At 47.1% G+C, this 5,444-nt stretch carries 2 protein-coding genes; one reads left to right on the top strand and one right to left on the bottom strand.

Annotated features, from left to right (window positions below; genetic code table 11):
• Window positions 1–5,140, bottom strand: a 5,140-nt coding sequence (locus A3763_RS14110) for a thrombospondin type 3 repeat-containing protein (RefSeq protein ID WP_156495096.1), incomplete at its 3' end; no start/stop codon positions are given.
• A gap of 77 nt (window positions 5,141–5,217) precedes the next feature.
• Here A3763_RS14110 and A3763_RS14115 point away from each other — a divergent pair.
• Window positions 5,218–5,444, top strand: a 227-nt coding sequence (locus tag A3763_RS14115) for a transposase (RefSeq protein WP_156490494.1), incomplete at its 3' end; no start/stop codon positions are given.

Raw genomic sequence — 5,444 nt, forward strand, 5'->3', positions numbered from 1 at the left:
CAGGCGCTGTTAGGCCTTCTTCACTCCACTCACGAGGGATCAAACCAAACATTGGCTCTTCCGTAACATTCGCAGAGAATGGCGTTACTTGCCAGTTCGCTAAAATGTTATCGCTTGCATCCTTTGCAACCACATTAGCTGTAACACCTGGCGTACCCTCAACCAACATTTTGTCTGATACTTCAACCCAACCATTGGCTCCGAGCATGAAACTTGAGTCTTCCTCAGTTTCCTCTACCCACATCGGTGCACCGGTGCTGGTGTCGTATCGATAACGACGCTCTTCAGTGTCATCAATCACACCATAGAAGAAGTCGAAGACCGGCTGATTGGCTGAGTCCTGATAATGCTCGTCGCCTTCCATCCAAACAAAGCCTACATTAGTTCCGGTTTCACCATCGAAGATAGTACTTGCAGACACTTCATCCATCGGCGTAAAGGTTTCTGTTGCATTGTAGGCACAGGTCGCAACAATCTGGCCGTCTGCACTTGCAAAGGTGAAGCTCTCTTCAACGGTGGCAACAATGACACCTGACTCTGCATCCAACTGACCATCAACATCCAACTCAGTTTGCATGGAACCATGCTCGCCGCTGTACTCATCGCTGAATGAAGCACTAATGCGTCCTGATGGATCGATCATCAACTCACCACCTTCATCATGCCCTTCATCACCAAAGCTAACCCTTAGAACAGAACCTTCTTGTCTCCATAGAGACACTCGAGTCATTTCATCATTTACATCGAAAGGACAAATGCCATCTTCAGTGCCTGACTCATCAGTTTCAGTTTCAGAGTTAACAATGCGTTCATTCAAGTAGAACAAAGCTACTGAAGGCACATCACACGCGTCACCAACACCATTTTCATCGCTATCTGCCTGTCCAACATTACTATCGAGTGGACAGTTATCGACATCGTCAGCAATCGTGTCGCCATCATCATCGGTGTCACAAGCGTTACCCAAGCCATCAGAGTCTGTGTCTTTCTGCTCTTCATTAGCGATTAGCGGGCAGTTATCATCTCCATCGTGACTACCATCGTCGTCACTATCCGCTAACAGTGGGTCCGTACCTTGAGCCGCTTCATTCTCATCGGATACGCCATCGTTATCATCATCTAAGTCACAAGCATTACCCTGACCATCCTGATCAGTATTCTCCTGGTTCGCGTTAACGATTAATGGGCAATTATCGACTAGATTTTCAACGCCATCACCATCAGAGTCCGGATCACACACATCACCAATCTGATCCCCATCTAGATCAAGTTGGTCAGCATTCTCCTTAACCGGGCAGTTATCACTAGCATCTTCAATCGAATCGTTGTCATCATCGTTATCACAGGCATCGCCTTGTGCATCATGATCAGCGTTCTCCTGAACTGGGTTTGCCACCGCAGGGCAGTTATCTACCGTATCTGGAATACCGTCCTGATCTTCATCAGCAGTACAAACATCACCCACTCCATCTTCATTGGCATCAGCTTGATCATCATTCGGAACCGTTGGGCAATTATCCGCATCATCATCAACAGCGTCATTGTCATCGTTCAAATCACAAGCATCACCTTCAGCATCATCATCTGAGTTACGCTGATCAGCATTAGCAATTGCTGGGCAGTTATCGACACCGTCATTGCTACCATCATCATCAGAATCGGCATCTGTAGGTGAAGTACCCTGAGCTTCTTCCATGGTGTTCAATACACCGTCACCATCACTATCAATGTCGCAGGCATCACCTTGGCCATTGCCATCGGCATCTTCCTGGCCTGCATTAGCAATCAGCGGGCAATTATCATCACCATCATTTTCGCCATCGTCATCTGTATCAGCATCAGTCGGGTCGGTGCCTTTTGCATTTTCCTCCGCGTCGCTTAGACCATCATTATCATCATCATGGTCACAAGCATCACCACCATCTGATTCAGAATCAGAGTTTTCCTGATTACTGTTAGCGTCAATTGGACAGTTATCGAAGGCGTCTTCTACACCGTCACCATCATCATCACTATCACAAACATCACCAAACTCATCGCCGTCTGCATTCAGCTGTCCAGGGTTCATATCGACAGGGCAGTTGTCCTGCTCATTGCCTACTCCATCATTGTCGGTATCGGCATCACAAGCATCACCAAATCCATCTTGGTCAGCATTGTTCTGGTCTTCATTTGCAACCGTTGGGCAGTTATCAGATTTGTCACCTAAGCCATCACCATCACTGTCTGATTGCTCATTTGGATCGTTATCGAAGTCATCAGCATCATCTGGCGCACCATCATTGTCATCGTCATGGTCACAAGCATCGCCTTGCGCATCGCCATCAAAATTTTCCTGACCCGCGTTGGCATCATTTGGACAATTATCAATGCCGTTTGCTACGCCATCGTCGTCATCATCACCCTGAGAGTCTTCCTGACGCGTCTCGTCTGTTGGGAAGGCATCATTCTTATCATCAACGCCGTCATCATCTGAGTCGCTGTCCTTAGGATCAGAACCCGCAGCCTCTTCTGCCTGGTCACTCACGCCATCATTATCATCGTCGCCATCACAAGCATCTCCGCGAGCATCGCCATCGAAGTTTTCCTGGCCTGGGTTAGCATCGGCAGGGCAGTTATCTAACTGATCGGCGAAACCATCCTGATCGCTATCAGCTTCACAAGCATTACCTAAGCCATTGCCATCAGTGTCTTCCTGATCCGAGTTAGCGGTCGAAGGACAGTTATCGACACCGTTCTTGATATCATCGCCATCACGATCATCATCACAGGCATCACCAAAGTCATCACCGTCTAGGTTATCGCTCTGGCCATTCCTATTCGGTACTGTTGGGCAATTATCTGCGCTATCTTCGACTGTATCGTTATCATCATCACTATCACAGGCGTCACCTTGGCCGTCACCATCTGAGTCACGCTGATCACTGTTACTATTCACTGGGCAATTATCACGGCCATCACCTACGCCATCTTCATCACCATCGCGGCTAGTCGGTGCAGCGTCGTTTATATCTAGTACACCATCGTTATCATCATCCGTATCGGCTGTATCACCAATACCATCGCCATCGGAGTCACGAGTCTCTAAAGCATTTTGGGGGAATGGGTCTGAGGCATCAGGTGTACCATCACCATCATCATCAGTGTCTGCATTGTTACCTGTGCCATCACCGTCTGTGTCTAATTGCTCAGAAGCAAGTAAAGAGAAGGCATCAGCATCATCTTCTACACCATCATTATCATCATCAGTATCAGTGTTGTTACCAATGCCATCACCATCTGTATCCGTATCTTCATTAGGGTTCAGTGGGAAACGATCTTCAGAGTCTGGCGTACCATCACCATCATCATCGGTATCAGTGATATTTGGCTCACCGTCGCCGTCTGTATCAGTACTTGCCAAGGCATCTAGAGGTGAAGCATCATCACTGTCGGCAACACCGTCACCATCATCGTCATCATCGGTGTTGTTACCAATACCATCACCATCGGTATCGGTGTCTTCACTAGAGTTTAGAGGGAAGGCATCTTCGGAATCAGGTGTACCGTCTCCATCATCATCGCTGTCTGCATTGTCACCGGTACCATCGCCATCGGTATCGACAATTTCATTCGGGTCAGTCGGGAAATCATCCAGATCATCGGCAACACCATCATTATCGTCATCAGTATCTTCTGAGTTACCTACACCGTCATTGTCAGTATCTTCTGTTTCTGTTTCATCTGAAGGGAAGGCGTCAAGATCATTGTTAACGCCATCACCATCGCGATCCAGGTCACAAGGATCACCGCGACCATCATCATCCAGGTCACTCTGTACAGGGTTGTAATGAACTGGGCAATTATCTATCGCATTATCAATACCGTCTTGGTCTGAATCGAACTGTACCGTTGGGTCAGTTGGACCTTGGTCGACGTTATCGAGCACGCCATCACCATCGGTATCACGCTCTAGCGGGTTGGTGCCATCTTGCTCTTCCTGAAGATCAGGTACGGAATCACCATCGTCGTCTTCATCTGTATTATTACCAATACCATCACCATCGGTATCAACACTTTCAAATGGGTTACGTGGGAACTTATCCTCATCGTTCGGCACCTGGTCACCGTCGATATCAGTATCAGCATTATCGCCTGTGCCATCGCCATCTTGGTCTTTTTGTTCTGTAGGGTCTGTTGGGAAGGCATCTTCAGTATCGATCACACCATCATTATCATCATCAGGGTCATCATTTCTGCCACCAGAATCAGCCATGCCATCGCCATCGGTATCAACAAAATCGATACCTGGAATGCTGGCATTGGTATCATCAGGGTCCTGATTGGCAGACCAGTTATCGTTATCCTTATCAGACTTATTCTGACGTTCAGAATCTAAAGGAAAGTCATCGGCAATATCTTCAGTACCATCGCCGTCATCATCAGTATCGGCATTGTTACCGATTCCATCTTCATCTGTATCGGTTTGTTCGCTTGCGTCTAGAGGGAAGTCATCGTCTTCATCTTTAACGCCGTCGTTATCGTCGTCGTTGTCGGCATTGTTACCTGTGCCATCACCATCGGTGTCAGTTGTCTCACTCGCATCTTCAGGAAAAGCGTCCTGATCATTTGGAACGCCATCATCATCCAGGTCTGGGTCAGTTTCAGCGGGCTTGAGTACAACTTCTTCTTCAGTATTTATTTCAGTATTAACGCCTTCATTACCCAGGTCTTCTTTTTCATCGTTAATCACTTGTTTCATTTCACCAACTGTACGACCTTGAGGGTCGTTCGGAATCGGTAAGGAAGCAGGGTCTTGCTCTAAAAGTTGAAGTGCGGCACTAGCTGTATCTTCAGCAGCATCATCTTCAGCACCGCCAAAAATATCACTCGATTCTGAGCCACCTTCTTCATTGTCGACTTTACCGTCGATCTGGCCATCGGCTAAATCTTGTGTGAGTGCACTTAATACAGCATTAGGGTCTTCAGTACCAACAGCCTCGTCTATCTGGTTCACAACAGCCGTTACCGCTTCTACCGCAGCACGATAAGCCGCAGCATCTTCTTGCTCTGCACCCGTATCAGTTGTTTCGTCAATTAATGGAGGCGTATCAAAAATATCAATATCCTGGGACATACCAAAGCCCATGGTCGACTTCACCTGAGCCCCCTGTGTCAGGATAGTTGTCGCCTCTGTTAATTTTTAATAATTGAATAGGAGGCGGTAAGAGAATATGAGTGAAGCATTATTCAAAAGAGTTTAAAGAAGCCATTGTTAAGAAGTGGCTTGAAAGTGGGTTATCATTAAGAACGTTTTCAGCCCAGGAAAACATAAACCTATCCACCTTGTATTCCTGGCGAGATAAATTTCAATTACCAGGTTCAAGTGTGACAAAAAGTAGTAGTCCAGATAACTGGTCTCCAGAAGCAAAGTTTTCAATTGTTCTGGAAACCGCCATGATGTC

It is taken from the genome of Oleiphilus sp. HI0128, from assembly GCF_001635365.1.